This is a genomic window from Hafnia alvei (assembly GCF_034424155.1).
Taxonomy (GTDB): Bacteria; Pseudomonadota; Gammaproteobacteria; order Enterobacterales; family Enterobacteriaceae; genus Hafnia; species Hafnia alvei.
Genome location: NZ_CP139992.1, coordinates 4,349,552 through 4,375,979, shown reverse-complemented (window position 1 = coordinate 4,375,979; position 26,428 = coordinate 4,349,552). Strand labels below are relative to the sequence as shown.

General features: G+C 49.8%; 22 protein-coding genes. 6 read left to right on the top strand and 16 right to left on the bottom strand.

What is annotated here, in order from left to right; translation table 11 throughout:
* Positions 1-35: 35 nt before the first annotated feature.
* The 3 genes from ulaC to ulaA are packed head-to-tail and all read right to left on the bottom strand — an operon-like array spanning position 36 to position 2,239.
* A complete protein-coding gene (ulaC, locus tag U0008_RS20255) occupies positions 36-503 on the bottom strand; it encodes a PTS ascorbate transporter subunit IIA (protein ID WP_025799335.1) in 468 nt (155 codons plus the stop codon).
* 8 nt (positions 504-511) lie between these two features.
* Positions 512-820, bottom strand: a complete 309-nt coding sequence (ulaB, locus tag U0008_RS20250; RefSeq protein WP_025799334.1) for a PTS ascorbate transporter subunit IIB — start codon at positions 818-820, stop codon at positions 512-514.
* Positions 821-838: 18 nt separating this feature from the next.
* On the bottom strand, positions 839-2,239 hold the full coding sequence (gene ulaA, locus U0008_RS20245) for a PTS ascorbate transporter subunit IIC (RefSeq protein WP_043489449.1): 1,401 nt from the start codon (positions 2,237-2,239) through the stop codon (positions 839-841).
* Positions 2,240-2,679: 440 nt separating this feature from the next.
* Between ulaA and ulaG the strand changes: the two genes are divergently transcribed.
* Positions 2,680-3,744 (top strand): L-ascorbate 6-phosphate lactonase, encoded by a 1,065-nt coding sequence (gene ulaG / locus U0008_RS20240; RefSeq protein WP_040047018.1) that lies wholly within the window; start codon positions 2,680-2,682, stop codon positions 3,742-3,744.
* Between the two features lie 124 nt (positions 3,745-3,868).
* Positions 3,869-4,624 carry an HTH-type transcriptional regulator UlaR gene (ulaR, locus tag U0008_RS20235; RefSeq protein WP_040047039.1) on the top strand — a complete coding sequence of 252 codons (756 nt, stop codon included), beginning with the start codon at positions 3,869-3,871 and terminating at the stop codon, positions 4,622-4,624.
* Positions 4,625-4,695: 71 nt separating this feature from the next.
* On the opposite strand, the gene nfuA is transcribed toward ulaR, so the two are convergent.
* Together nfuA and gntX are read right to left on the bottom strand one after the other, a co-directional pair.
* The gene (gene nfuA, locus U0008_RS20230; RefSeq protein ID WP_025799326.1) at positions 4,696-5,271 is read right to left on the bottom strand and encodes a Fe-S biogenesis protein NfuA; all 576 of its coding nucleotides are present in this window, start codon (positions 5,269-5,271) and stop codon (positions 4,696-4,698) included.
* 58 nt (positions 5,272-5,329) lie between these two features.
* Positions 5,330-6,013 carry a DNA utilization protein GntX gene (gene gntX / locus U0008_RS20225; protein WP_072008133.1) on the bottom strand — a complete coding sequence of 228 codons (684 nt, stop codon included), beginning with the start codon at positions 6,011-6,013 and terminating at the stop codon, positions 5,330-5,332.
* A 43-nt stretch (positions 6,014-6,056) separates the two neighbouring features.
* On the opposite strand from gntX, the gene bioH reads away from it, so the two are divergent.
* On the top strand, positions 6,057-6,830 hold the full coding sequence (bioH, locus tag U0008_RS20220; RefSeq protein WP_043489444.1) for a pimeloyl-ACP methyl ester esterase BioH: 774 nt from the start codon (positions 6,057-6,059) through the stop codon (positions 6,828-6,830).
* A 599-nt stretch (positions 6,831-7,429) separates the two neighbouring features.
* Here the strand turns inward: bioH and U0008_RS20215 are convergent.
* From U0008_RS20215 to greB, 5 genes are all read right to left on the bottom strand, one after another.
* On the bottom strand, positions 7,430-7,678 hold the full coding sequence (locus U0008_RS20215; RefSeq protein ID WP_043489442.1) for a FeoC-like transcriptional regulator: 249 nt from the start codon (positions 7,676-7,678) through the stop codon (positions 7,430-7,432).
* A gap of 36 nt (positions 7,679-7,714) precedes the next feature.
* The gene (gene feoB / locus U0008_RS20210) at positions 7,715-10,033 is read right to left on the bottom strand and encodes a Fe(2+) transporter permease subunit FeoB (protein WP_025799319.1); all 2,319 of its coding nucleotides are present in this window, start codon (positions 10,031-10,033) and stop codon (positions 7,715-7,717) included.
* Positions 10,034-10,147: 114 nt separating this feature from the next.
* Positions 10,148-10,432 carry a ferrous iron transporter A gene (gene feoA / locus U0008_RS20205; RefSeq protein WP_025799318.1) on the bottom strand — a complete coding sequence of 95 codons (285 nt, stop codon included), beginning with the start codon at positions 10,430-10,432 and terminating at the stop codon, positions 10,148-10,150.
* Positions 10,433-11,123: 691 nt separating this feature from the next.
* Positions 11,124-13,460, bottom strand: a complete 2,337-nt coding sequence (locus U0008_RS20200; protein ID WP_043489440.1) for a Tex family protein — start codon at positions 13,458-13,460, stop codon at positions 11,124-11,126.
* 104 nt (positions 13,461-13,564) lie between these two features.
* The gene (gene greB, locus U0008_RS20195; RefSeq protein WP_025799313.1) at positions 13,565-14,041 is read right to left on the bottom strand and encodes a transcription elongation factor GreB; all 477 of its coding nucleotides are present in this window, start codon (positions 14,039-14,041) and stop codon (positions 13,565-13,567) included.
* A 356-nt stretch (positions 14,042-14,397) separates the two neighbouring features.
* On the opposite strand from greB, the gene ompR reads away from it, so the two are divergent.
* Positions 14,398-15,117 carry an osmolarity response regulator transcription factor OmpR gene (gene ompR / locus U0008_RS20190; protein ID WP_004091002.1) on the top strand — a complete coding sequence of 240 codons (720 nt, stop codon included), beginning with the start codon at positions 14,398-14,400 and terminating at the stop codon, positions 15,115-15,117.
* The gene (envZ, locus tag U0008_RS20185; RefSeq protein WP_043489437.1) at positions 15,114-16,502 is read left to right on the top strand and encodes a two-component system sensor histidine kinase EnvZ; all 1,389 of its coding nucleotides are present in this window, start codon (positions 15,114-15,116) and stop codon (positions 16,500-16,502) included. The genes ompR and envZ overlap by 4 nt, the downstream gene beginning before the upstream one ends.
* 96 nt (positions 16,503-16,598) lie before the next feature.
* Here the strand turns inward: envZ and pckA are convergent, their stop codons facing one another.
* From pckA to U0008_RS20160, 5 genes are all read right to left on the bottom strand, one after another.
* Complete coding sequence (pckA, locus tag U0008_RS20180; protein ID WP_043489435.1) at positions 16,599-18,218, bottom strand: phosphoenolpyruvate carboxykinase (ATP); 1,620 nt, start codon at positions 18,216-18,218, stop codon at positions 16,599-16,601.
* 231 nt (positions 18,219-18,449) lie between these two features.
* Positions 18,450-19,331, bottom strand: coding sequence for an Hsp33 family molecular chaperone HslO (hslO, locus tag U0008_RS20175; RefSeq protein ID WP_040047009.1), 882 nt, complete (start codon positions 19,329-19,331; stop codon positions 18,450-18,452).
* Positions 19,332-19,380: 49 nt separating this feature from the next.
* On the bottom strand, positions 19,381-19,797 hold the full coding sequence (hslR, locus tag U0008_RS20170) for a ribosome-associated heat shock protein Hsp15 (protein ID WP_040047008.1): 417 nt from the start codon (positions 19,795-19,797) through the stop codon (positions 19,381-19,383).
* Between the two features lie 58 nt (positions 19,798-19,855).
* Positions 19,856-20,548, bottom strand: coding sequence for a GMP/IMP nucleotidase (gene yrfG / locus U0008_RS20165; RefSeq protein WP_025799303.1), 693 nt, complete (start codon positions 20,546-20,548; stop codon positions 19,856-19,858).
* 94 nt (positions 20,549-20,642) lie between these two features.
* On the bottom strand, positions 20,643-22,757 hold the full coding sequence (locus U0008_RS20160; RefSeq protein WP_025799301.1) for an IgaA/UmoB family intracellular growth attenuator: 2,115 nt from the start codon (positions 22,755-22,757) through the stop codon (positions 20,643-20,645).
* 449 nt (positions 22,758-23,206) lie between these two features.
* Between U0008_RS20160 and nudE the strand changes: the two genes are divergently transcribed.
* Entirely contained in the window at positions 23,207-23,773 is a 567-nt protein-coding gene (nudE, locus tag U0008_RS20155) for an ADP compounds hydrolase NudE (RefSeq protein WP_025799300.1), read from the top strand.
* A 65-nt stretch (positions 23,774-23,838) separates the two neighbouring features.
* Here nudE and mrcA read toward each other — a convergent pair whose 3' ends face one another.
* Positions 23,839-26,409, bottom strand: a complete 2,571-nt coding sequence (gene mrcA, locus U0008_RS20150; protein ID WP_025799298.1) for a peptidoglycan glycosyltransferase/peptidoglycan DD-transpeptidase MrcA — start codon at positions 26,407-26,409, stop codon at positions 23,839-23,841.
* Positions 26,410-26,428 lie beyond the last annotated feature (19 nt).

Genomic DNA, 26,428 nt, shown 5'->3' with positions numbered 1-26,428 from the left:
CCAATGCAGGGGAGGGCTAGGGCGAAAGGTAAGTGTTAGGCCTGTGCGGCGTTGGTCTGATCGATCAGATCTAAAACATCCTGTTCGGTGCGACATGCACGTAGACGATCAAAGTTTGCTTCGTCTTCGAATAGGTTAACGATCTGCATGATCCCCACCTCTTGGTGAGTGTTGGCATCAACGGCAGCCATAGTGATCAGGATATCGACGGGATCGTTATCTTCATGATTAAACGAAAGCGGCGTTTTTAGCGTGACTAGCGAGAACCCTGTTTTCTTCACGCCCTCTTCTGGTCTGCCATGCGGCATTGCTAAGCCGGGGCACAGCACGAAATAAGGCCCGAAGCGCTCAACGCCGTCCAAAATGGCTTGATAGTAACGCGGCTCGACGACGTCGGCCTGCACCAACAGATCGACACCGATTTTTACCGCTTCCTGCCAAGTGTTTGCCTCGGCCTGCAAACGAATGGAGTGGTTTTGTGCCAGTGAATCGCGCAGTTTCATATCTACTCCTATGACTTAATATCTTTAGGGAAGTGCGCTGTAATTACATCCATCAGCTTAGGGCCGAAGTCGGCGGCAGAAAGCATGTTGCGCACGCCAACCACGTATTTATTGCCTGTAACGGTTATTTCATCGGCGACATGGGTCGATGCAATGATGATGTCAGCACCACTGAGTTCCGATTTATATTCTCCAACGGCGCAGCTATTAACGCTGTGGTCGATATTTTGCTGCGTCAGAAACTGGTCAACTTTCATTTTCATAATCATGGAACTGCCTTGCCCACAACCGCATACCGCGAGGATTCGTACTGTCATGATTTGTGCTCCAGTTAATTAATTTGTAGAAGATTCGTTGAGTGCTATTTTTTCGGCGTCTTCTTCGGCTCGTAGAGTACGACCCGCGAAGAACATATAAATCAGTGCAATAACGATAATGACGCCCATAAACCACAGACCAAGGGTAAATCCTTGCATAATCGGTGGTGCCAAAATTGACCAGTCAGCCATTCCCATCCATGCGCTCAGCCCAGTGAGTTTTATCGCCCATACGCAGCCAAAGATTTCAACCATGCCCATCAGCAGGCAGATTTTCAGCGCTGCTCGCCAGCCACCATAGTGGTTAGCAAATACGCCGATGGTTGCGTTTGAGAAGAACATCGGAATGAATCCCGGAATGATCATGATTGAAGAACCGATTCCAACCAAAATGCCGACGGCGATGAGCTGTCCGATGGTACCCCACATGAATCCCCAAACTACGGCATTAGGCGCGAAGCTGTAGATGGCCGCACAGTCGATTGCCAGTACAGCTCCTGGAATCAGGCGCTGAGAAATCCCGTTGAAGGCTTCAGAGAGTTCGGCCACGAACATACGCACGCCTTGGATGATGATGAAAATGGCGACGGCGAATTGGAAACCAGTTTGTAGGATATAAATCGTCCAGTGGGTTTTTCCTGCCATTTTTTGTACGGTATCAATCCCAAAGGAGCACAGGATTGCGCCGAAGAAAATGGTCATGACGATGGCGGTGGACACAATATTGTCGTGGAAGATGTTGAGCCAGCCGGGGAGTTTTAACTCTTCAACGCTCTCTTCTTTTTTTCCCAGATAAGGTGCGATTTTACAGGCTATCCATGCGGCAAACTGTTGCTGGTGGCCGATTGAAAACCCGCAGCCTTCGGTAACATCCTGCGTGGGTTTAAACATCATATTGGAGGTTATACCCCAATAGAGAGATACCAGAATTGCGGTGCAGATGATGGTTGTCCACATCGGGTAGCCGAAGATATAGAAAAATACGGCAATTAGACCCGCCTGCTGAAACATGATGTGACCAGTGAGCATAATGGTGCGGATGCCGGTCACGCGGCGGAAAAGCACGTAGAGAATGTTAAGCGCTAGAGCGAGAAGCACGGCGTAGCCGACCCAGCTATAAGCATCCCCCATACGTTCGACGGTCGCCATCATTGCTGCATAAGTATCTGAGATGGCACCGTTGATGCCATAGACTTCGGATAATTTGGCAACAACAGGTTTAAATGTGCCCGTCAGGATCCCCGAACCGGCTTGCAGCAGCATAAAACCGATGATGGTTTTAATGGTGCCTTTGATAATGACCGTTGCACTCTTGCGTAACAGCAAATATCCCAAACATGTCACGATGCCCAGTAGCAGTGGGGCGTTGGTCATGACCTGATTAAAAAATATGGTGAAGATGTTGTAGAGGGTTTCCATAAAGCACTCCGCTCGGCTTTTGGCTTTCATTCCTGCCGTGTTTTTCTTTCTTGTGTCACAGACAGGTTCTGTTTTGTACAAAATCACTCTAGCAATCACAAAGAATCACTTAAAGATTTAATTTGATTATTTGTGATTTGTATCTCAACTTGAATTGTGTGGATATAAAATAAAAGATGAAAAGTAACGGTGTGTTTGTTTTTACTATTTAAAACAAAATATTACCTATTCATGAGGCGAGTTTTAGCGTTTATGATTGTTTTAAGTGATGGTTTTTATGTGAACTAAATCATAAAAAATTTGCTTTTGCTCAGTCACGTAATCGTGGTAGATTTTTCACAACAAATCATATTTAATCTTTTTGTGATTTATATTGATTAATTAGCGCGAAGGTAACGCTATTTACTTATCGCAGACGTGAATATTATGAGGGGCATACCATGAGTAAGATTGAAAGCATCAGCCGTGAGTCTTGGATCCTGAGCACATTCCCTGAGTGGGGTTCTTGGCTAAACGAAGAAATCGAACAAGAGAACGTTGCTCCTGGAACTTTTGCGATGTGGTGGCTAGGCTGCACAGGCATTTGGCTGAAATCTGAAGGTGGTGCCAATATCTGCGTCGATTTCTGGTGCGGCACAGGAAAACAGAGCCACGGTAACCCGTTGATGAAAGATGGTCATCAGATGCAGCGCATGGCTGGGGTGAAAAAACTACAGCCTAATCTGCGCACAACGCCGTTTGTACTGGATCCTTTTGCAATTCGCCAGATTGATGCAGTGCTTTCTACTCACGATCATAATGACCACATTGACGTTAACGTTGCCGCTGCGGTAATGCAAAACTGCGACAGCAGCGTGCCGTTTATTGGCCCGCAGACCTGTGTGGATTTATGGATTGGCTGGGGCGTGCCGCGTGAACGCTGTATCGTCATGAAGCCCGGTGATGTGGTGAAAATCAAAGATGTTGAGATCCATGCGCTTGATGCTTTTGACCGTACAGCGTTAATTACGCTGCCAGCAAATGAAAAAGCAGCCGGTGTTTTACCCGATGGCATGGATAAACGTGCTGTTAACTATCTATTTAAAACACCTGGTGGAAACCTGTATCACAGCGGAGATTCACATTATTCTAACTACTACGCTAAACACGGCAATGAGCATAAAATTGATGTGGCGTTAGGATCGTATGGAGAAAATCCGCGAGGTATTACGGATAAAATGACCAGCTCTGATATTCTGCGTATGGCTGAGTCGCTTAAAACTCAGGTGGTGATTCCTTTCCACCATGATATCTGGTCAAACTTCCAAGCCGATCCACAGGAAATTCGTGTGCTGTGGGAGATGAAGAAAGATCGCCTGAAATATGGCTTTAAGCCGTTTATTTGGCAGGTAGGAGGCAAGTTTACCTATCCGTTGGATAAGGATAATTTTGAGTATCATTATCCGCGTGGGTTTGATGATTGTTTCACCATTGAGCCGGACTTGCCGTTCAAATCATTCTTATAGTTATCAGTATAATATCGGTATCTCAAGCCGGGCTATATGCTCGGCTTTTGTGTTTTTAAGCGTGTTATTTTTGATCGTTTTCAAATATAATCACCAAATAATCATTTATGCGCTGGAATTAATCATGACTGAATCGCAAAGACACCAGACTTTACTGGAAATGCTGCAACAAACGGGGTTTGTTACCGTTGAGCAGGTGATTGATCGCCTTCAGGTTTCACCTGCAACGGCGCGTCGTGACATTAATAAGCTCGGCGACAGTGGCAAACTGAAAAAAGTTCGCAACGGCGCAGAAGCCGTAAGCCAAAATCGTGTGGCTTGGACGCCGATGAACATTCATCAGGCACAGAATCATGAAGAAAAGGTACGCATTGCGCGCGCGGCTTCACAGCTGGTTCAGCCCGGCGAAAGTATCGTCATTAACTGTGGATCGACGGCCTTCACGCTGGGGCGCGAAATCTGTGGTAAAGATACTCAGGTGATCACTAACTACCTGCCGCTGGCCAATTTTTTGATTGAGCAGGAGCACGATAGCGTTGTCATTATGGGCGGCCAATATAACCGCAGTCAGGCGATTACGCTGGCACCACAGGAGGGCGAATCTTCTCTTTATGCGGGACATTGGATGTTTACCAGCGGCAAAGGGTTGACCGCCGAAGGCTTGTATAAAACCGACATGCTCACGGCGATGGCCGAGCAGAAGATGTTGAACTACGTGGGAAAATTGGTGGTATTAGCCGATAGCAGCAAAGTGGGCCAGCGTGCTGGTATGCTGTTTAGTCGCGCAGAGCAGATTGATATTGTGATTACTGGCAAAGATGCCGACGAGAAAGTGATTGAGCAATTGAAAGCGCAGGGCGTTGAGGTGATTTTGGTTTAAGTCGTACCCGATTTTAAAAGCCCTGCTTCTTAGCAATAAGAGCAGGGCTTTACTATTAGCAGCGGCTAATATTAGTAGTAAGAGTGCTCGCCACGCTCATGTTCAGTGAGGTCACGCACGCCCTTGAGTTCAGGGAATTTCTGCAGCAGTTCTTTTTCGATGCCTTCTTTCAGCGTGTAATCGACCATAGAACAACCGTTACAACCGCCACCGAATTGCAGAATTGCAATACCTTCTTCGGTAATTTCCATCAGCGTCACTTTGCCGCCGTGGCCAGCCAGCTGTGGGTTGATCTGTGATTGCAGCACGTATTCAACGCGTTCGATCAACGGTGCATCGTCATCTACTTTGCGCATTTTGGCATTTGGCGCTTTCAGCGTTAGCTGAGAGCCCAATTGGTCGGTCACAAAATCGATTTCCGCGTCTTCCAGATACGGCGCACTCACGTCGTCAACATAGGCCGATAATTTCTCAAAATCGAGCTTGGTATCGTTCGCTTCTACCGCATCCGGTGGGCAATAAGACACGCCGCATTCAGCGGTTGGAGTGCCTGGATTGATAACGAAAACACGGATTTGGGTGCCTGCTTCTTGGTTTGCCAGCAGCTTGGCAAAGTGCTCTTGGGCAGCTTCGGTAATACGGATCATGGCATTTGCTCAATAGTTGACTTATCTGGTTGGTTATAATACGCCGATTGCAAAGTGCTCACAAGGTTCTACAAAGGCATACAACTTGTATGGATTTAGCGCCTTGGGCAAGAAGAAGGCGGCTAACTTCTCCCATCGTGCTACCAGTGGTAAGCACGTCATCGACCACTAAAACATGTTTGCCGCTCAGATTTTGTTGGCAGCTGAATGCATTGCGCAAATTACGTCGCCGTTGGATCGCATTGAGACTCTGCTGTGGTTTGGTTTTCCGCGTGCGTTTAATGACATCGGGGAAATAGGCGCACCTTAGCCATTGGGCTAGAGGGCGAGCTAAGCGGTCACTTTGGTTGAATCCTCGTCGCCATTGGCGTTGATGGTGCAAAGGGATCACGGTGATAAGATCGGGTTTTGGCAGGTGCCGAGTACGGCGTGCGTACAGATAACTCAACAGCATCAGGCGCGAGAGTGCCGATGCGATTTGCCATTTGCCCTGATATTTTAGACGATGCACTAACTGGCGGAGCGGGGGCTGATAATCACTAACAAATATCAGCTGCTGCCAGTAAGGTGCCTTTTGTATGCAGCGGCCACAGGCTCGCGTGGTGTGCTCGCTAGGTAATCCGCAGCAGGGGCAAACTCGAGGTTTTAGCAGGCAGGCCGCGGAACAAAAGCTACAGATCCCTTGCGTAGGCATGACGAGCGGGAGCTGGCAAATCCAGCAATGCGCGCTGAGGTTAAACATATTTCTCCTCCTGAGATAATACTAAACAGACGGACAATACCTGATGAATAAGCTTTATTGGCATACCTGTGGCGAAGGCGATCGCGATCTTGTGTTATTGCATGGATGGGGATTGAACGCAGAGGTATGGCGTTGCATTTTGCCGCGATTGAGTACGCAGTTTCGCGTGCACGTCATCGACTTGCCAGGCTATGGGCGCAGCCAAGGCTTTGGTGCTTTAGCGCTAGAGCAAATGAGCGATATTGTGGTGCAGCAGGCGCCTGAAAATGCGGTTTGGCTCGGTTGGTCAATGGGCGGCTTGGTGGCCAGTGATATTGCACTGCGTTACCCAGAACGTGTTGCCGCGCTGGTGACCGTATCGTCGTCGCCATGTTTCACCGCTCAAGGCGAGTGGCCGGGTATAAAAAGTGAAGTGTTAAGCGGGTTTCAACGCCAACTGAGTGAAGATTTTAAACGTACCGTAGAACGTTTTTTAGCCTTGCAAACCTTAGGTACGGAAAGCGCTCGACAGGATGCGCGTATTTTAAAAGACGTGGTACTAACTCAGCCGATGCCTTCCGTGGAGGTATTAAACGGTGGACTCGATATTCTGCGCTCCGTGGATTTACGTGAGCAAATAGCTGGTTTGAAAATGCCGTTGCTGCGTATTTACGGTTATTTGGATGGATTGGTGCCGCGTAAGGTTGCTGTGCTGCTCGACGAGTCTTGCCCGAATAGCGAATCTGTTGTTATTCAGAAATCGGCACATGCGCCGTTTGTGTCACATCCGGGGGAGTTTTGTGGGGTATTGGAAGAGTTTGTTAAGGTAATTATTTAGGTTTCGGTGAAAATCTCGGGTGCCTTTATTAGAGTGGTGAAGGTTTTCATATTAGAACGGTGAAGGTTTTCGTCCGCCCATGAGCAAATACGGCTCTATGAAACCGCTGGCGTAGGCGTCCGACGAGAGGTTGCCAGCGCGCAACCTCTCGACTCTCGCGCTTTTTACCGAGCCGTTTGTCCGACCGGTCTCGGAGCGTACATCCTGTACGCCCTCAACCTGCCGCCAGCATCCCTGCTGGCGGCTCTAAAATGCATTCTTTAAACATAAAAAAGCAAAAGACATTTTTGTCTTCTTATCTTTTTAGTTTATTTCTCTATTTTTCTTTTAATAGTTTAAGTCTTGGTAGGAAGAGCCGCCGGTACAGGGATGTACCGGCGGAGTTTGGGGCGCCCTGGATGGGCGATACCAAACCGGAGCGGAGATGGCGTCACGGATAAAAAGCGCGAGGATTGAAGGGGCGCGCGCTGGCGCCCCTCAACGGACGCCTTCGACTTAGTTTGTATATGAATACCGTTACTGATAGGCGGTCGAAACCTTACATCGTGATCACATAAAGAATAGGCGGACGAAATCTTACACCACAAGCTCATAGACATTCAGTGAACATTTTTCGCCTGATACACCACCATCTCACAGTTCTTACTGGTTTCAGGGCAGCCTTTGCAACTGCCGCTGACACAACCGTTGTCGATATCATCGACCTTTTCCACACAACCCATTTGCTCTAAGCGTTGTAGCATCGCCAGCACCATGGCTGGCGATCCGTTGACTTCGCGGCAGAGCTGGTTGAGTTCGATACGGCCATGTAGGGCCACCGTATCGCGTACTTTTAACAGGCTTGCCATATGTCGTCCTCTTTGCTCAATGACGCGTAGCTGCCACTAGTGGCAGCTACCTTTTCCGGTATCGCAGCAGCATTCGCTGGCCGGATCATTGACTAAGCGTACGGTCACGCGGTCGCGTGAGCGGCGTAGTGCAACTAACACCAGCGCATTGAATATCACCACCGCTGCAATCGTGATTGAGCTGTACTGCGGATGAGAGGCGAAATTAGCCACCTGATAGAACACGGCTGCCAGTGAGTAGGCGACGTTGAGTCCCCACAGAATGGAGAAGGTCATCCAGCCACGGCTGCTTTCACGCGCAATCGCACCCATTACCGATACGCAAGGTACATATAGCAGCACGAAGATCAGATAAGCATAGGCGGCGCTGGCGCTGCCGAATTTGCTGCCCATCACGCCCATGGAGCCGGATTCCATTTCGCCGTCGCCTTTGCTGGCTTCAATTGGGTTAGCAAACACGCTTAGGCTGAAGGTGTCTTTCAGGCTCTGCCAAGTTTCACCAACTGCACCTTCAAGTCCACCAATCAAGCTGTATGCGGCTGGATCAAACTCCTCTTCATGGATTTGCTCAGCGGTATACAGGGTATTCAACGTACCCACGACCACTTCTTTCGCCATCGCACCGGTCACTAAACCGACGGTAGCCTGCCAGTTGTCGCTATGCACGCCGATCGGTTTCAGCAACGGTGTCATCACTTTACTCACTGAAGCCAGCGCTGAGTCGTTGATGCTATCAACGGCTTTACCACTAAAGGAGAAGCTGTTGAGCGCGCCAATGAAAATACTGACGATGATGATGACTTTACCGGCGCGCATCACGAAGCCTTTCAGGCGCTGCCAAGTTTGCAGTAGCAGGCTTTTTAGGTGTGGTACGTGATAAACCGGCAGTTCCATCACGAACGGTGAGGCTTCGCCACGCATGATTGTGTGTTTGAGCATCAGTCCGGTCAGAATCGCCATCACAATGCCGAGCATATATAGCGAGAAGACGACCAGTGCGCCGCCCTGACCAAAGAATGCGGCAGAGAAGACGGCAAAAATGGCCAAGCGTGCGCCGCAGGACATGAACGGTGCCATCAATACGGTGATTAAGCGTTCACGAGGTGCATCCAGAGTACGAGCACCCATCACGGAAGGCACGTTGCAGCCAAAGCCAACGATTAAAGGAACGAATGATTTACCCGGCAAGCCCAACGCCTGCATCATGCGGTCGACCACGAAGGCGGCACGCGCCATGTAGCCGGAATCCTCAAGGAAGGAGAGGAACAGGTACATCATGCCGATTTGTGGCACGAGCGGCAGCACGGTGTTGATACCGCCACCGATCCCTTGAGCAAGGAAAATGGTTAGCCATTCTGGGAAGTGCAGGGTGTAGCCAACCCATTGTAAACCCTGAATAAATATGGTTGATGAACCCACATCAAACAGCGGCTGAAGTGCGCCACCGATGTTGATCGCCAGAACGAACATCACATACATCACCAGCAGAAAAATAGGTATTCCCAGCCATCGGTTAAGAATGATGCGGTCCAGTTTTTCCGTCAAAATATTCGGCAGTGCGGTGGCCGTGTTGCTCACAGAATCACAGATATCGGTGATGCTTTTATAGCGTGAGTCAGCAATGATAAGCGCCGGATCTTCGTTAAGGGTGCGCTTTAGCGTTTCCTGAACTTCTGGCAGGATTTTCAACGCATTACTGGCGCGAGTGGAGCTATAGATGTCTCCTTCGAGCAGTTGCAATGCCAGCCAACGACGTTGCTGAACGGCAAGCGTATCCGGCATAGCCTGAGACAGGCGATCGACCTGACCCAACAGCAGCGGCGGATATTCAACCAATGCTTCAACTGCGCAGGTTGGAGGCAAATCAATGGCTTTTTTCAGCTCGGCGATTCCGTTGGCGCGCGTCGATACTAAAGGAATGACCGGGCAACCAAGGCGTTTGGACAGCGCATCAATATCAATATCAATTTTCTGGCTGCGAGCAATGTCCAGCATGTTGAGTGCAATGATGCACGGGATACCCAGCTCAAGCAGCTGCAAAGTCAGATAGAGGTTGCGTTCTAGGTTAGATGCATCAACCACGTTGATGATTAAATCAGCGTCGCCGCTCAGGATGTAGTGACAAGCAATCTGCTCGTCCAGCGACGTTTGCTCAGAAATTGTGGTCAGGGAGTAAGTCCCTGGTAGATCTACCAGTTTGACCTGATTTTCTAGGGTAGAAAAATGGCCTTCCTTGCGCTCCACGGTGACGCCAGCCCAGTTACCTACGCGCTGCCTAGCGCCCGTAAGCTGGTTGAATAACGTGGTTTTTCCCGAGTTGGGGTTACCGATTAACCCGATGGTGAGCTGTTTCATAATCCAACATTGTATAAGAAGAGTTTGTCGTCGACGACAAGACCACAGGCCGTACTGTCGCCATCCCTAAAAATGGCTGCTGGTAAAAGGTCAGCAGCAAAGTGAGTCGTTTATTTATGCGCCGCTAGCGGTAATCTGTGAGGTGACGACGTGAGTCTGATTGGCGTCTGCCTGAGCGATTGGCTCAATCATCAATAACTCCAGATCTTTTTTACGCAGCACAAGGCTGACGCGGCGAGACTTCACCTCAATGGGATCGCCTAGCGGTGCAATACGTACCACGCTAAATGGAGAACCAGGCAAAAAACCCAGAGAAAGTAATTTCTGACGATAGGCAGGGCTAATTAAAGGCGAGAAGCCAATGATTTTATATTGGTGGCCCGGAAGAAGCTGATGCATAAAAAACCTTCTTACATTCGGTAATTTGCTACGAGGAAACACTCGGGTCTGAAGCTTATAGGTCAGACAGGAGAACCGGATTATCTTTATCCTTGGCGATAGCGCCGTGCATTCTAGATAGGTGATGCAAGTTGGCAACAGAGAATGCGTAAAATAATAATATTGAGAATTATTATTATAATCACAGGGAAAAAACCGCCGAGTTCATACTGAAGTGTGTTTCCAGTTCTCTCGGCGTTTCAACTATGATTCGGTCCTTATTATGCCGTTTTAGCACTATTTTTCAGCTATCGCAAATGAGAATCATTGGTTAAAACGGTTAAGGATTTGTTCTTATTTTCATGATTTATGCGTTTGAATTAAGGCGATATACAAAGCATATATTCAATATATTTGATGGAATCAATAGCAAATGTAGGGGTAAGCGGCGATTTGAGAATTAATAACGGCGGTTTGACTGCGTGGCGGGAATATTTGTGCGTTAATAAAACTGAGTTTCGAAATATTAACGGTGTTAAAAATTACGCTTTAAAAATAAATCCATTAACTATTTATTTTCAATGCAGATACATATGCATTTGAACTTTACGTGTGTAATTGCAATGAATACTCATTTAGATTTGTAAATTGTGATGCATCTCACTTTCCCTCGCGATATTGGCGAGGGAAAGGAGATTGGCTTATTGCGCGGTTAACGCTTCATTTTGCCAAAGGCGGCGGCGAGCGCGTCGCCCATTGCGCTGTTATTACCGCTGTCAGGTTTTTTGTCATTTCTCGCTTGGCGAGCCTGATTGTTCGCCGGACGTTGACGATCTGGCGTGCGTTCTGTGCTGCTGCGACGCGAACCGCTTTCGCCAGGTTGCTCGTCTAAACGCATCGTCAATGCAATACGTTTACGCTGCAGATCGACTTCCATCACTTTGACCTTAACAATGTCGCCAGCTTTCACGACTTTATGCGGGTCATCGACAAACTTATCCGCCAGTGAAGAAATATGCACCAGACCATCTTGGTGGACGCCGATATCAACGAAGGCACCAAAGTTGGTGACGTTGGTGACCGAGCCTTCCAGAATCATCCCCAGCTGCAGGTCGTTCATGGTTTCAACGCCGTCGGCAAAGGTCGCGGTTTTGAACTCAGGGCGCGGATCGCGTCCTGGTTTTTCCAGTTCCTTAATGATATCGGTGACCGTTGGCACACCAAAACGCTCGTCGGTAAACTCGCTGGCTTTCAGACCGCGTAGCTCCGTTGGATTGCCCATCAATTCCTGTAGGCTTTGGCGTGTGGCTGCCAAAATACGCTCAACGATAGGGTAGGCTTCCGGGTGAACGGTTGATGCATCCAGCGGATTATCGCCGTGGTTAATACGCAGGAAGCCAGCGCACTGCTCGAACGCTTTAGGGCCTAAACGGCTGACTTTCAACAGCTGCTCACGGTTGCTGAAGCGGCCATTTTCGTCACGCCATCCGACGATATTTTGCGCCATCAAACGTGTGAGTCCTGCAACGCGAGCCAACAATGGAACCGATGCGGTGTTGAGATCGACGCCAACGGCGTTCACGCAGTCTTCTACAACGGCATCCAGTTTTCGTGCCAACTGGGTTTGGCTAACGTCGTGCTGATACTGACCAACCCCGATTGATTTCGGATCGATTTTCACCAGCTCAGCCAGTGGATCTTGCAGACGGCGGGCGATAGATACCGCTCCGCGGATCGACACATCCAAGTCTGGGAATTCTTGCGCAGCGAGCTCAGACGCGGAATAAACGGATGCGCCCGCTTCGCTGACGATAACTTTTTGGCCTTTAACTTCAGGGAACTGGCGCTGTACATCTAAATAGAAGCGCTCAGTTTCGCGAGATGCGGTGCCATTACCAATCGCCACCAGTTCCACGTTGTGTTTGATACACAGCGCTGCTACTGAGGCGGCGGCTTTTGCGGCCTGTCCGGTGTGTGGATAAATGGTATCTGTTGCGACGAGTTTACCCGTGCCGTCAACCACGGCCACTTTAACGCCGGTACGTAAACCAGGATCGAGGCCCATAGTTGCTCGCATACCTGCCGGAGCAGCCATAAGCAGGTCGTGCATGTTGCGGGCGAAAACGTTAATGGCTTCATCTTCGGCACGTTCGCGCAAGGTGCCCATCAGCTCAGTTTCAAGATGCAGCAACACTTTGATACGCCAAGTCCAGTTCACCACCGCTTTGCGCCAAGCATCAGCCGGTGCATTGTTTAGGCGTAAACCTAAATGATCGATAATGATTTGTTCGCAATAGCTTTCGCGTGGGGCTTGTTCAAACTGAGGATCGGCGTTCAGGGAGAGTTGTAATACTCCCTCGTTGCGGCCTCGGAACATCGCCAGTGCGCGGTGGGAAGGCACATTGGCAATCGGCTCGTGATGGTCGAAGTAGTCACGGAATTTCGCCCCTTCTTCCTCTTTGCCTTCGACCACTTTGGACACCAGATGAGCATTTTTCCAGAGATAGTTACGCACTTTAGCCAACAGTGCGGCATCCTCAGAGAAACGCTCCATCAGAATATAGCGAGCACCATCGAGCGCGGCTTTGGTGTCGGCAACGCCTTTATCGGCATCAACGTAGCGGGCGGCCAGCGTGTCAGGATCTTGCTGCGGGTCTTGCCACAGCGAATCGGCCAGCGGCTCAAGACCTGCTTCAATCGCGATTTGCCCACGGGTGCGGCGCTTAGGCTTGTAGGGAAGATATAAATCTTCCAGCTCGGTTTTGCTCATGGTGCCGTTGATGGCATCGGCAAGCTGCTCGGTCAGTTTGCCCTGATCGTCGATAGATTTCAGAATGGTGGCGCGACGTTCTTCCAACTCGCGCAGATACCCTAAGCGGGTTTCTAACTGGCGTAGCTGGGTATCATCTAAACCGCCGGTAACTTCTTTACGGTAGCGAGCAATAAAAGGGACGGTGTTCCCTTCGTCCAAGAGGCGAATGGCTGAATCAACCTGCTCTGGTCGCGCTTGCAGTTCACTCGCAATAATGCGGCTCAATGAATCATTCATAGAATCAGTATGTCCGTAAGTTTAAAAATTATGGGCAAGTATATACTTTTTGATGCATAAACATGCCAGCTCAAGGGGCCGCGAAGCGCTCGGATAATACCGAATTATGCTTTCGGATAGTCAATCTCATTGATGTACCACACCGCTTCACCTACCGGCGTGGTCACGGTAACCGCATCGCCAACCTCTTTTTTTAGCAACGCGCGCGCCATCGGTGAGTCGATAGAGATATAGTCTTTTTGGCCGAAAATTTCATCGTAGCCAACGATACGAAAACGCTTAATAACGCCTTCATCATTTTCGACTTCTACCCATGCACCGAAGAAGACCTTTCCATCCTGCTGCGGTGAATAATCAACGATACGCAGTTGCTCAAGGCATTTGGTGAGATAGCGGACTCGACGATCGATTTCGCGTAGGCGCTTTTTGTTATATTGATAGTCTGCGTTTTCGCTGCGGTCACCGAGGCTGGCTGCCCATGTCACTTTCTTTGTCACTTCAGGACGCTCTTCGCGCCACAAATAATCTAGCTCCTGCTTGAGCTTTTCGTAGCCGCCGCGTGTAATCAGTTGCGTTTTCATTCTTTGCTGCCCTGTAAAACACATGAAAAAGAAGTCGAGGTATTCATTTCTGCCTGTATGAGGCGGGGATGGAACGTTATATCACGAATCGTAAGATTACAATTCGCGGCGAGAAGCTTCATCTGGCGATGCTAATTTGATCGCATTTTGCGATAAATTTTGTGATAAAAAGTGTAATAACTGCCCGTAAGCATAAGATAAATAACCTTTGTAACAATTTAGGCTAGAATATAAACCATTATCTGCTGTCTCAATTGCCACAGTTTCTGAACAATAGGCATCCTTAAAAAGATCGCTTTAATTATATCGGCTCAGCGTGTCGGGCATACCGCCTTTGGCGCCTTTGGGAGTACACCATGCAAGAGAACTACAAGATTTTAGTTGTTGATGACGACATGCGCCTACGTGCGTTGTTAGAGCGTTACCTGACCGAACAGGGTTTTCAGGTGCGCAGTGTCGCCAACGCCGAGCAAATGGATCGCTTGCTAACCCGTGAATCTTTCCACCTGATGGTGCTGGATTTAATGCTACCGGGCGAAGATGGTTTGTCTATCTGCCGCCGTCTGCGCAGCCAAAGCAACCCAATGCCGATCATTATGGTGACGGCAAAAGGTGAAGAGGTCGATCGTATCGTTGGGCTGGAAATTGGCGCCGATGACTATATTCCTAAGCCGTTTAACCCGCGTGAGCTGCTGGCTCGTATCCGTGCGGTGTTACGCCGTCAGGCCAATGAATTGCCGGGTGCGCCATCTCAAGAAGATGCGGTGATCTCCTTCGGCAAATTCAAATTGAACCTCGGTACGCGCGAGATGTTCCGTGAAGATGAGCCTATGCCATTAACCAGCGGTGAATTTGCGGTACTGAAAGCGTTAGTCAGTCATCCGCGCGAGCCGCTGTCTCGCGATAAGCTGATGAATCTGGCACGTGGCCGTGAATACAGCGCGATGGAACGTTCTATCGACGTGCAAATTTCACGCCTGCGCCGCATGGTTGAAGAAGATCCTGCACATCCTCGCTATATCCAAACCGTTTGGGGTTTGGGCTACGTCTTTGTGCCGGACGGCAGTAAAGCATGAGGCGACTGCGCTTCTCGCCGCGTAGCTCATTTGCCCGCACGTTGTTGCTGATTGTCACCTTACTGTTTGTCAGTTTGGTGACAACCTATTTGGTGGTGCTGAATTTCGCGATTCTGCCCAGCCTACAGCAATTCAATAAGGTGCTGGCGTATGAAGTCCGTATGTTGATGACGGACAAGCTACAGCTTGAGGATGGTACACAGCTGGAGGTTCCTCCGGCGTTTCGGCGCGAAATTTATCGTGAGCTGGGCATTTCTCTGTACACCAATTCTGCGGCGGAGGAGAGTGGCCTGCGCTGGGCGCAGCACTATCAATTCCTCAGCCAGCAGATGGCGCAGCAGCTGGGTGGCCCAACCGATGTTCGCGTTGAAATAAGTAAGAACACACCGGTGGTGTGGCTCAAAACATGGTTATCGCCTGATATTTGGGTACGCGTTCCGCTGACGGAAATCCATCAGGGAGACTTCTCTCCGCTGTTCAGATATACCTTGGCGATTATGCTGCTGGCGATTGGTGGCGCATGGCTGTTCATTCGTATTCAGAACCGACCCTTGGTGGAACTCGAACATGCTGCCATACAGGTGGGGAAAGGGCATATCCCCCCGCCGCTGCGTGAATATGGCGCGTCTGAAGTTCGTTCTGTGACGCGGGCATTTAACCAAATGGCGGCAGGGGTTAAGCAGCTTGCCGACGATCGTACCTTGCTGATGGCGGGTGTGAGCCACGATTTACGCACGCCGCTCACGCGCATTCGGTTAGCGACGGAGATGATGAGCAGCGAAGATGGCTATCTGGCGGAGTCGATTAACAAAGATACCGAAGAGTGTAATGCCATCATTGAGCAGTTCATTGACTATCTGCGCACCGGGCAGGAAATGCAGACCGAGGTTTGCGATCTGAACGGTATATTAGCCGAAGTCGTGGCCGCTGAAAGTGGTTATGAAAGGGTGATCGACACCGATCTTGCCGAGGGTGAACTGCTGGTTGATGTGCATCCGCTGTCGATTAAGCGTGCCGCGGTCAATATGGTGGTGAACGCCACCCGCTACGGTAACGGCTGGATCAAAGTGAGCAGCGGCACCGAAGGCAAAAGAGCATGGTTCCAAGTGGAAGATGACGGCCCTGGTATCGCTCCAGAGCAGTTAGCGCATCTCTTCCAGCCTTTTGTGCGGGGCGAAAGCGCCCGAACAACCAGCGGAACAGGGCTGGGTCTGGCGATCCTGCAACGTATTATCGACGGGCACTCTGGCAGCTTGGATATCGGCACCAGCGAACGCGGTGGGCTGCGTATCCGCGCATTGTTATTGATGCCGGAGTCAGATCCTCTTACATCGCATGACTCAAAATCAAGTCATAAGAAGAAAGACAAAGAGTCCCATCACTGATGATTCGCCGTCTTTGCCGATGTGAATTAGTTGAGATAAACAAGCTAGAAAAATAAAAGGAGCCAAATGGCTCCTTTTGTATTTTGTACTGCGAAATTAAACCTTAGGGCCGACTTTTACCAGTGCTGCACCTGCTGGCGTGTCGGTGTATTTATCAAAGTTAGTGACAAAACGCTGCGCCAGATCTTGCGCTTTTTCTTGCCACTGCTCTTTGCTGGCGTAGGTATCGCGTGGATCCAGAATGTCAGGATTCACACCTGGCAGCGCCGTGGGTACTGCCAGATCGAAAATTGGCAGCGTGAAGGTTTCAGCGTTATCAATCTCGCCGCTCAGAATGGCATCGATAATGGCGCGTGTATCTTTGATAGAAATACGTTTGCCAGTTCCGTTCCACCCGGTATTCACCAGATAGGCCTGAGCGCCCGCCGCTTGCATGCGCTTAACCAGCACTTCTGCATATTTGGTTGGATGCAGAGACAGGAATGCAGCACCGAAACAGGCGGAGAAGGTAGGCGTTGGTTCTGTTACGCCACGCTCGGTACCAGCCAGTTTGGCGGTAAACCCAGACAGGAAGTGATACTGAGTTTGGTCTGCGGTTAAGCGAGAAACCGGTGGCAGCACGCCAAATGCGTCGGCGGTTAAGAAAATAACCTTCTTCGCGTGGCCTGCTTTTGAAACCGGCTTAACAATGTTCTGGATATGATAAATCGGGTAAGAAACACGGGTGTTTTCAGTTTTTGAACCGTCGTTAAAATCGACCGTGCCATCTTCCAGCACGACCACGTTCTCCAGCAGTGCATCGCGGGTGATCGCGTGGTAGATATCTGGTTCAGCCTCTTCAGACAGCTTGATGGTTTTCGCGTAGCAACCGCCTTCGAAGTTAAATACGCCGTCATCGTCCCAGCCGTGCTCATCATCGCCAATGAGCTGGCGCTTTGGATCGGTTGAAAGCGTTGTTTTACCCGTGCCAGACAGGCCGAAGAAAATCGCCACGTCGCCTTTTTCGCCCACGTTGGCAGAGCAGTGCATAGACGCGATATTTTTCAGCGGCAGCAGGTAGTTCATGATGGAGAACATCCCTTTCTTCATCTCGCCGCCGTACCATGTACCGCCGATCAACTGGATGCGTTCAGTAAGGTTAAACGCAACAAAGTTCTCAGAGTTTAATCCCTGCTCTTTCCACTGCGGGTTGGTGCATTTGGCGCCGTTCATGACGATGAAATCGGGCTTGAAGCTCGCCAGTTCTTCGTCAGTAGGGCGGATAAACATGTTTTTAACGAAATGAGCCTGCCACGCTACTTCGGTAATGAAACGAACGCTTAGGCGAGTGTCGCTGTTTGCTCCGCAGAATGCGTCGACAATAAATAAACGCTTACCTGAAAGTTCTTTGGTGACGAGTGACTTCAGATGCTGCCAAGTTTCAACGGAAAGAGGATGGTTATCGTTTTTACCTTTCCCTTGGTCTGACCACCAAACGGTATCGCGAGTCACATCGTCGCGCACAATGTACTTATCTTTCGGTGAACGACCGGTGAAAATCCCAGTATCAACGGCAACTGCGCCAAGCGTTGTCACTGTCCCGCGTTCATATCCCTCTAGATTTGGAGCGGTTTCTTCTTGGAAGAGCAGGTCATAGCTAGGGTTGTAGATGATCTCAGTTGCGTCAGTAATTCCATATTCTGCTAAATCCTGTGGGGTTAAGCCTTTCGTATGCATGACACTACTCCTTTCCTTGTAAGATTAGATTTTTTACTAGGTCTAGTGTCAAAGATTGGAGCCCGTTTAACCGAGAGAGCCATCAAAAAAAACAATTTTCATCCGGCTTTCATTCAGTTATGAGATGGATGCCACGGAATTTGCGCGTAGATAATCTATATATGCTGAGCAGGATCAATGAAAAAGCCCGCACAATGGCGGGCTTGGTGTTCGGCATGACGACATTAATGCTTAATGAACGCACTCGTCGTTGTGGTTTTGTCCACCTGCCAGTAATGATTCGATATCAATTTTATCAAATACATAGTGGTTACCGCAGTAATCACAGTGCATATCGATGTTGCCATCTTCTTCTAACATGTGGTTCAGCTCTTCCACCGGAACGGTCAGCAGTGCGCTGGCGCTGCGCTCACGTGAACAGGTGCAGCGGAAAGTGACGTCTTGTGGCTCATACAGGGTGACTTCTTCCTGATGATAAAGACGATAAAGCACTTCGTTCGCCGGAAGACCGAACAGCTCTTCGGATTTTACCGTTGCGGTCAGCTGAGCCAGATGCGACAAATCTTCCACGTTGTTAGGCTGTGCAGGCATGATTTGCAACAGCATACCGGCTGCACATGCATTGCCATCATGCTCACCGGTACGGATGAACAAACGGGTTGGCAACTGTTCGGACTGCATGAAATAGGCTTCTAAACATTCAGCCAGCGTTTCACCTTCCAGACCCACAACGCCCTGATAACGTTCGCCTTCGCTTGGTGTGATGGTGATAACCATCACCGCATTACCTAACATTTCACGCATGCTGCTGCCTTCGGCGATATCGCCCTGCAAACGTGCAACGCCGCGCATTTCCTGCTGGTTGTTACCGTTGATGACGGCCATTTTTAATGGTCCATCGCCCTGAAGCTGAACGGTGATGTCACCGTCAAATTTCAGCGTAGCGGTTAGAAGGCTAGTGGCAACCAACAGTTCGCCCAGCAGCGTTTGTACCGGTGCCGGATAGCTGTGGTTTTCGAGCATCTGCTGGAAAGTGTGGCTGGCGGTGACCAGCTCGCCGCGAACGGCCATATTTTCAAACAGATAGCGATGTAATTGGTCGTGATTAGACATGGTTTTCTCTCTTAGGACTGCCGGTTTATCCAGCTAGCCGTTTTTAAATTTATTCGTTTGAAGCTTGTTCGCTTTTAAATTTCAGCAACGTACGACGCTCTTTTTTGTCAGGTCGGCGATCGGGATGCGGCATGGTTAGCGCATTCATCTTGCGTGCGAGTGCAACCTTTTCGCGGTTTTCAATGCTGGCCGCTGTTTCTTCATAAAGCTGCTGAGCATCTGCGGCGCCGCGTCGCTGTGCCGTGAGCGCGGTGACGATAACGGTTCGGTCGTCATTGCCTTGGCGTAGCTTGATTTCAGCGCCAATCTCCACGGCTTTACTAGGCTTGCCGCGCTGTCCGTTGTAATGGACTTTACCGCCGTCGACCATGTCGCGGGCAATGGCGCGGGTTTTATAGAACCGTGCGGCCCAGAGCCATTTATCCAAACGAATGGCGCTGTCTTCCTGTTCGTTCTTACCTTTCATGTCGGCTCCTACCTGTATGAGTTCGCCCAAGGTGCCGAGCTTTTGCTGCCGTAGCGAGCTACTGTGGCTGAAAGGCTGGCAATAATGTGCGGTAATCATTCATGGACGGATGGCGTGAGAATTGCTTCTCGGCCATGCTTGAGTCCGGGTTGCGAACACCAAGGCAGTAGCGAATACCATAGCTTTGGGCTGCATCCAGAATGGGTTCGGCATCATCGACAAACAGCGTAGTTGCAGGATTAAAACCAGTACGTTTTTGTACCGCCTGCCACAGTCGCTGATCTTCCTTCGGATAACCAAATGTGTGGGTGGAAAATAATAAATCAAGATGCTGATCGAGTCCGGTGTGCTGCAACTTCACCGCAAGCCCGTGTGGATGGGCGTTAGTCAGCAAAATAGTTTTTCTGCCGCTGGCACGAAGTGCCTCTAAAAACGGTTGGGTATCTTGGCGTAAACGCGCACGAGCGCCGACTTCGGAGGTCATTTGATAGATGTCTAAGTCTAGACGATCGCTCCAATAGTCAAAACAGTACCAATTGAGCGTATGTTGCACCGCGTTATATTCATGGCGGATGAGTTTTTTGGCTTCATCGAGCGTAATGCCGCGGCGCTCGCTCAGGGTCTGCGGCACCAGATTAAGCCAAAAATAGCTGTCAAACTCCAGATCGAGCAATGTTCCATCCATATCTAGCAATACGGTTTCGATTTCTTGCCAATTAAAATTAGGCTGATGGTTCAGGGTAGGGGACATACAGGCTCCTGCTAGATAGGCGAAAAGGCCAGCGGATGCTGGCCTTAAGGAATTATATTTTTACTCTATTGGCTTGTCATGCCAGCCGATGAAATTAACGTCGCGGGGCGGTATCAAAAGGCATGATGCTGTGGTTAATGCACTGGTCGTAGTAGCGCTGTATTTCAGGAATACGATTCATCGATTTTTGTATTCTGAACATAAACATCAGTGCGTTAACGATAATAATCAGTGTCACTGCGAGCAGCAGCGCGCAGGTTAAGATGTATCGCCACAGCGTTAGACCATCGGGTTCGCTATGCAACATAATATGCCGAGTACCGTTGGCATCGGTGCTGAGCTCGGTGATCACGCCGCTGGCTTTAAATGGTGTCATCAGCAGCTGTTGTGAAAGTGATTCCAGCTCACGCCACTGATCGATAGCCGTGTAATCGTAGAGTGAAATGGCAGGCTGTGGATGATTAACCAACTGCTTACCTTCATCGCTAATAATCAAAAATCCGCCCGGCGGCGTTGCGGTGAGTGACTGTGCGGCCTGATGTGTTTCGCGATAATAGAACGAAGAGACGGCGCTATTGACGATGTTTGATAATAGCTGGGCACTTGCTGGACGTAGCAGCACGTTCACACCGTCCAACCCTCCGTTTTGCGCCTTTTTCAGCAGAGCGTTCCATGACTTGCTGTTGCCAAGATTCACCAGCGAATTTTTTAGCCTTGTGCATTCTGACTGCTGCGCACAGAGATCTTCGGTACGCAGAACAATGTCGGCAAAATCATCCAGCAAGATCATGCCGGATTTTTGAATGGCGCTAGCCAGTCCAGGGTTAACTTTCTGGTCTTCATTGTTCGCGTTCAACTGGCGGTTCACCGTTGCAAGCAATGCCGCTGCGTTATCAACGATATCAGACGCGGGTGCAGACATCGGGGTCGCATTGCTCCAATAAATCGCCGAGCAATCGAAAGGCATAAAGGGATAACGTACGCCGTCTTGATAAGAAGCAGGAACACGGCACATGCCGGTACCTTGAATGTTTAAAGTATCCCCAACGTGCAGCGGCAGCGCAGCCAGCGATTTCACGCTATTCACATCAACACTGTGTGTTCCATGTAGCCATGCCGAGCTGAGTTTGAACGGGATGCTGAGAGGCTGAGTTGTGAGCAGCAACGTGAGCGTAAGAAGCGCTCCGCCTAGCAGCACGATATTGCGTCCCCAGCGCTGCAGGGGAAAGTTTTTTACCTCATCGTGCAGCGAGAGGAAGCGGCCCTGACGCACCACGTGTCGACTGAGATACATCTCGATATCGGTTTTATGCCCGAGATCTTTTTGAATATAGTTCTGCCAATGTGCTGGGTAGATGAGATCTAAGGTGCCTAACGAGACGTTGTTGATTTGCCCAACGTTAGACTCGCCAAATAACCCCCAGCGCTTGGGGATCCCGCGGATGCAGTGGATTTCTTTCAGGTCGCGTTCAGAAGGGCGACTGTACAAGCGCCAAATACCCCATGCAATCAGCCCCGTAGCGACGGTCAGCAGCCACGGCATTAAAGCATTAGGGCTCATTAGGCTGGCATACAACATCAGTAATGCCACCACGATCACGATAGATTCGCGGATGCCGCCTTGCTGGCTGAGCTGATACTCCAACTGGGTTTCTTTGCGAACGCCTTGCAGCTCGACTTTTTCACTTTCGGTCTGACGAATTGAAGCGCTGCTGGTGCTATCGGGAGGAGGAAGTAAATCCTCTTGTGCAGCGTCAACCAACGAGTGACCGTTGATGGAGATAACCAAAGGAATGCTATGAGTTTTGATCACCTCAAGCTGGTTATCGTCGGCGATATATTGTTCCCAAAAAACAGGCAGGTGAACCTCAATATTATCAAGGTAATAGCGTCTTTTATTGGGATCGTCGGTAGTGAGTTCGTAGCGGGTTATCGCGTGGACAAGCGGGTAAACGCGATCCCCCTGAGGCATCAGGCGATGTTGAGCTACGGGCATGGGTGCATGAGAAGAACCTGAAGGAGACTCTAGCTTATTGAGATATTGCTCAATGGCCTGAAGTTCATCTTTTTGCAGTTTGCGCAGTTTAGTTTTAAGAAATGGGAAAGATGTTGTTAATAAGGCAGATTTTTTCATCTTAGACCAATAGGCACATCCGGCAATCAGCAGGCAAAGGATCAGTAGGATTGATGCGATAACTGGTGCGCTCATGCCGACCCCGTTTGGTAATCATCACCTTTCCACCTTGTCCAAAAGGACATTATACGGATGAATTATAAAGCGAATATAAATATATGTTATGAAATGATTTTATTTATAGTTTTGCAAAGATTGTCGCATATTCAAGTAAAAAGGTTAGCAGCCGGAGTCTGCTGATTATATCGGCATTATCCGATTTTTCTCATGTGTGGCAAGTAATAGCGGCATATTGAGTGGAATTTTTTGGCTCAGGCTGGCTGGAAACAAGACTGCAAAATATACTCAACAATTGTTGCGAATCTCACACCTTCTGCGCACAATGCAGAGTAACTAAATACTGTGATCTGCATCTATAAACGAAAATATCGAATCAAAATATGTCGCCTGTCAGTCGCCATTCCCATGATTTGGATATTGCAGTATTACGATAATCGACGGGAAACCATTAATTCGGGGCCATCATGGAAAAACTCCCACAAAAGCCAAAAATTCTCAGCGTGGAAACCATTGCACGCTCACGCCTGTTTAATGTGGAGTCGGTGGACTTAGAGTTTAGCAATGGTGTGCGCCGTGTGTATGAGCGTATGCGTCCCTCAGAACGCGAAGCAGTGATGATTGTGCCTATTCTCGGCGACGATCTGCTGCTGATCCGCGAATATGCTGTCGGGATTGAGAGCTATGAGCTTGGTTTTCCTAAAGGACTGATTGATCCTGGAGAAGACATTTTTCAGGCGGCAAACCGAGAGTTAATGGAAGAGGCGGGTTTTGGTGCCGAGCAGTTTACTTTTTTGCATAAACTGACGATGGCGCCCTCCTATTTTTCCAGCCGGATGAATATTGTTTTAGCGGAAGACCTCTTCCCTGAGCGTTTGGAAGGGGATGAGCCCGAACAGATGCCGGTTGTACGCTGGCCGATAGCGCGCATGATGGAGCTGCTTGACGATCCTGATTTCCGCGAAGCTCGCAGCGTAAGTGCATTGTTCTTAGTGCGAGAGCTTTTGGCTGCACGAGCCGTTAACGTTAGCTGATTAATGCAAACGCTGAATATAAAAAAGGGGCCAATTGGCCCCTTTAACGTATCAGTGGTTCTGCACTAGAACAGTTCGTGGCTTTCGCCACCGCTGTCGGTCACCGTGGTACCCGCTTCATGTACCGAGTACTCCGTTGGCTGAGTGCCATCAATGAAGTATTCAGACTTGCTGCCAGCGCCTCCGCCTGAGAGTTTGCCGGTGTATTTGTCGATAGTTACGCTAACAATACCCGGTGGTGGTGCCATTTTCTGCTCAGGAACGCCTTCTAAGGCGGCTTTCATAAAGTCATCCCACGCTGGCTGAGCGCTTTTCGCACCGCCTTCGCCGCCGGAGATTTGATCTTTAATCGCGCCAGAAGCGGTGGTGCGGCCTAAATCGCGGCGATGATCGTCAAAACCAATCCAAACGCTGGTCACGATATCTGGACCATAGCCAGAGAACCATGCATCTTTTGAACTGTTGGTCGTGCCGGTTTTACCGCCGATATCATGACGTTTCAAATCACGCCCTGCACGCCAGCCGGTACCCATCCAGCCGCCACCGGGTTCACCCCAGATGTTACTGTTGAGCGCGTCATGCATCAGGAACGCCAGCGGCGTGTTGATCACATGCGGCGCATATTGTTGATCCGAATCCTGATTCATCTGAGCTGGTGTAACTTGCTCAAGCTGAGGCATCGGCACCGCTGCGTTAGCGTTGCTATCCTGAGATACGGCGACGTTTTCGACGCTATCATCGGTAAGCGCAACGGATTTTGGCGTTTGCCCATAGATCACTGGCAGATTACAGCTTTCGCAAACAACCTTCGGTTTAGCTTCGAAGACCACTTTATCTTCACCGTCGATAATTTTGGTGATGAAGTAAGGGTCAACTAAGTAACCGCCGTTAGCAAATACCGCATAGCCGCGAACCAACTGCATTGGAGTAAACGACGCAGAACCTAACGCTAAGGATTCGGTGTGCACGATATTTTGCGCAGGGAAGCCGAAGCGCTGCAGATATTCCGCTGCGTAATCAACTCCCATCGCACGCATCGCACGCACCATCACCACGTTCTTCGATTCACCTAAGCCCTGACGCAGGCGAATTGGGCCTGCATACGTTGGCGGCGAGTTCTTAGGACGCCAATCGGTGCCAGCTCCCGCATCCCAGCGAGAAATCGGCAAGTCGTTCAGAATCGATGCCAGCGTTAAGCCTTTGTCCATCGCCGCTGTATATAAGAACGGTTTGATGTTAGAGCCTGCTTGGCGCAGAGCCTGAGTAACGCGGTTAAATTTACTTTGGTTGAAGTCAAAACCACCCACCAGTGCTTTGACAGCACCGTCTTGCGGGTTAAGGGAAACCAGCGCCGAGTTCACATCTGGAACCTGAGCCAACCACCATTTCTGCTCTTCATCCTGACGAACCCAAATTTGCTGGCCCGGCTGAATAACATCGTTGACGCGACGCGGCGTAGGGCCTTGGACGCGATCGGTTTTGAACGGACGTGCCCAGCGAACTGTCGCCATTGGCAGCGTGACATTATCGCCGTTGGCTAGCATGACAGTGGCTTCATCTGCGCTGGATTCAGTGACAACCGCAGGCAGCAATGGCCCATAGGTTGGCAATGTTTTTAGCGAGTTCATGATTTGCTCACGCGACCATGTTGGCTGACCTACTTTCCACAGCACATTAGACGGCCCACGGTAGCCGTGGCGCATGTCATAGGCGATAACGTTGTTACGCAATGCGCTTTGAGCGGCTAACTGCAGGCGCTTGGTGACGGTGGTGTAAACCTTATAGCCATCGGTATAGGCATTTTCACCGTACTGTTTCAGCATCTCCTGACGCACCATTTCAGATAGGTAAGGTGCAGAGAAGTCGATTTCTGGCCCGTGGTAGCGCGCTTCTAACGGCTCGCTACGTGCTTGGTCATATTCAGCGCGGGTGATGTATTTCTCATCCAGCATACGGCTCAGCACCACGTTACGGCGGGCGAGAGCGCGATCGTGAGAATACAGCGGGTTAAACGTTGACGGTGCTTTTGGCAGACCGGCAATCATGGCAATTTCGCTCAGCGTCAACTGATCGACGGTTTTGCCAAAATAGACCTGTGCAGCGGCGCCAACGCCGTAGGCACGATAACCCAGATAAATTTTATTGAGATACAGGTCGAGAATTTCATCTTTAGTCAGCAGTTGCTCAATGCGGATCGCGAGGAAGGCCTCTTTGATCTTACGCATCAGCGTACGTTCTGGACTCAGGAAGAAGTTTCTCGCCAGCTGTTGGGTGATGGTACTCGCACCTTGCGAGGCATGACCGGTGAATAACGCCACGGAAGCGGCGCGGAAAATCCCCACCGGGTCAACACCATGATGTTCGAAGAAGCGACTGTCCTCAGTCGCGATAAAGGCATTTACCATCTGCGGCGGAACTTGTTTCAGCGGCAGAGGTACACGGCGTTTTTCACCGTATTGCGCGATGAGATACCCATCGGCGCTATAGACTTGCATCGGTGTTTGCAGACGGACGTCTTTAAGCGTCGCGACATCGGGCAGCTGTGGCTCAACGTATTTGTACAGACCAAATACTGCGGCCGCTCCCAGCAGAATGCAACAGACTGCAAGAATGATTAGATACTTTACGAACTTCACCTAGAATTTCCCATCACTT

Bases quoted from the DNA above. Each gene is read 5' to 3' on its own strand.
- envZ (WP_043489437.1), top strand. From the start codon at position 15,114: ATGAGGCGACTGCGCTTCTCGCCGCGTAGCTCATTTGCCCGCACGTTG.
- ompR (WP_004091002.1), top strand. From the start codon at position 14,398: ATGCAAGAGAACTACAAGATTTTAGTTGTTGATGACGACATGCGCCTA.
- bioH (WP_043489444.1), top strand. From the start codon at position 6,057: ATGAATAAGCTTTATTGGCATACCTGTGGCGAAGGCGATCGCGATCTT.
- hslR (WP_040047008.1), bottom strand. From the start codon at position 19,797: ATGAAAGGTAAGAACGAACAGGAAGACAGCGCCATTCGTTTGGATAAA.
- nfuA (WP_025799326.1), bottom strand. From the start codon at position 5,271: ATGATCCGTATTACCGAAGCTGCCCAAGAGCACTTTGCCAAGCTGCTG.
- ulaC (WP_025799335.1), bottom strand. From the start codon at position 503: ATGAAACTGCGCGATTCACTGGCACAAAACCACTCCATTCGTTTGCAG.
- ulaB (WP_025799334.1), bottom strand. From the start codon at position 820: ATGACAGTACGAATCCTCGCGGTATGCGGTTGTGGGCAAGGCAGTTCC.
- yrfG (WP_025799303.1), bottom strand. From the start codon at position 20,548: ATGTCCCCTACCCTGAACCATCAGCCTAATTTTAATTGGCAAGAAATC.
- hslO (WP_040047009.1), bottom strand. From the start codon at position 19,331: ATGTCTAATCACGACCAATTACATCGCTATCTGTTTGAAAATATGGCC.
- nudE (WP_025799300.1), top strand. From the start codon at position 23,207: ATGGAAAAACTCCCACAAAAGCCAAAAATTCTCAGCGTGGAAACCATT.
- U0008_RS20160 (WP_025799301.1), bottom strand. From the start codon at position 22,757: ATGAGCGCACCAGTTATCGCATCAATCCTACTGATCCTTTGCCTGCTG.
- gntX (WP_072008133.1), bottom strand. From the start codon at position 6,013: ATGTTTAACCTCAGCGCGCATTGCTGGATTTGCCAGCTCCCGCTCGTC.
- ulaR (WP_040047039.1), top strand. From the start codon at position 3,869: ATGACTGAATCGCAAAGACACCAGACTTTACTGGAAATGCTGCAACAA.
- pckA (WP_043489435.1), bottom strand. From the start codon at position 18,218: ATGCATACGAAAGGCTTAACCCCACAGGATTTAGCAGAATATGGAATT.
- ulaA (WP_043489449.1), bottom strand. From the start codon at position 2,239: ATGGAAACCCTCTACAACATCTTCACCATATTTTTTAATCAGGTCATG.
- feoB (WP_025799319.1), bottom strand. From the start codon at position 10,033: ATGAAACAGCTCACCATCGGGTTAATCGGTAACCCCAACTCGGGAAAA.
- greB (WP_025799313.1), bottom strand. From the start codon at position 14,041: ATGAAAACGCAACTGATTACACGCGGCGGCTACGAAAAGCTCAAGCAG.
- feoA (WP_025799318.1), bottom strand. From the start codon at position 10,432: ATGCATCAGCTTCTTCCGGGCCACCAATATAAAATCATTGGCTTCTCG.
- U0008_RS20215 (WP_043489442.1), bottom strand. From the start codon at position 7,678: ATGGCAAGCCTGTTAAAAGTACGCGATACGGTGGCCCTACATGGCCGT.
- ulaG (WP_040047018.1), top strand. From the start codon at position 2,680: ATGAGTAAGATTGAAAGCATCAGCCGTGAGTCTTGGATCCTGAGCACA.
- U0008_RS20200 (WP_043489440.1), bottom strand. From the start codon at position 13,460: ATGAATGATTCATTGAGCCGCATTATTGCGAGTGAACTGCAAGCGCGA.